Source organism: Bacillus sp. mrc49 (assembly GCF_002803435.1).
Genome location: NZ_PHNG01000577.1, coordinates 1 through 1,241, shown reverse-complemented (window position 1 = coordinate 1,241; position 1,241 = coordinate 1). Strand labels below are relative to the sequence as shown.

The window sequence follows — 1,241 nt, the reverse complement described above, 5'->3', positions numbered from 1 at the left end:
CTTTTTAATATAGGGGTATTCCTGCGAATACATAGGGCCATTTAATTTAAAGCCAGCTGTTGAAATGATTAATATTAACGGCTGCGGTTGCTGGCCTTGTGAGCTTTCTAATACTTCCATCATTTCAGTCGTGGCGCTTGTGTGATACTCGTCTAAAATCCCTAACAGTACGTTCATACCGTCCAGGTTGTCAGTATCGCGCGACAATGGTTTTAAAAGACTGTCGTCGTTATCATAACGAATTTCATTTTGTACGATTTTCGTTATTTTTCGAATACCAGGGCTTATATTCCGTACTTTCTTAAGTTGGCTTACGATCATTTTATAAACTAGCTTCGCCTGGTCTTTTGAATTGGCCGTACAATAAATTTGTCTATCCAATTGCGGATATGCTCCATAAAGCAACTCATAAAGAGCTATTCCCGCAATTAAAGAGGACTTCCCGTTTTTCCGGGCCATTGAAATATAAGCCTTTTGATAACGTCTATAACCGCTCTCTTTGTCCACCCATCCATAAATCATAGAAATAATAAATTTTTGAAATAAAGCCAGGGGTATTTGTTTACCTGTTGAAATATCGGGCAGCAATTCAATAAATTTTATAACCTTATTCGCCCGCACAAAATCGTATTTATAGGAAAAACCTTCAGTTTTGGCCCTTTCTAGGTCGTTTAAGTGCCGTTTAGCTGCTTGTATAACAAGCTGAGACGCAATTATCTTTCCTTTTACGATACTATGGGCGTAAAGTGTGCCGTAATCGTCCTTCTGTATCGCCATTAATCATTCATCATTTCCATAAATGGATCTTCTGCTTCTGTTTCTGCAGCTTTAGGGGCTACTAATTTCATACGGCTATTAATTGTTAGGCCCATGGCGTTTGATATAGATTTTATTTCCTTACTGGTATTAATCATCATGGCAAAAGAAGGGTTTTGCCTGTCGTCTACAATTAAGCCCCTCTCCTCTATATCCTCGATACATCTTTCATAAATAGAAACAAAATAACAATACTGGGCCACCTGGGTTCTATCTAGTTCACTTATTGGCAGCTCGTCCAAAAGTGGGACAATACGGAACCATTCCCGCTCCCCTCGCTCGTCTAAAAATGGCGGGATATCATCAATATCTATTTCAGTAAAACCGTTTAAAATTTCTTCTTCGGCCTGGCGCTGCGCTCGTTCTTCTTCTGTGAAATGTTTCTTGTTTACTGCAGTTAATTTTCGTGGTCGAGCCATGCTTTT

At 39.2% G+C, this 1,241-nt stretch carries 2 protein-coding genes; both read right to left on the bottom strand.

Annotation, left to right across the window (positions count from 1 at the left end):
- Nucleotides 1-777 (bottom strand): terminase large subunit domain-containing protein (locus CVN76_RS06005; RefSeq protein WP_232732121.1); only part of this gene is annotated, 777 nt, incomplete at its 3' end.
- Nucleotides 777-1,241 (bottom strand): phage terminase small subunit P27 family (locus tag CVN76_RS06000; RefSeq protein WP_100530603.1); only part of this gene is annotated, 465 nt, incomplete at its 5' end. The genes CVN76_RS06005 and CVN76_RS06000, both read right to left, overlap by 1 nt.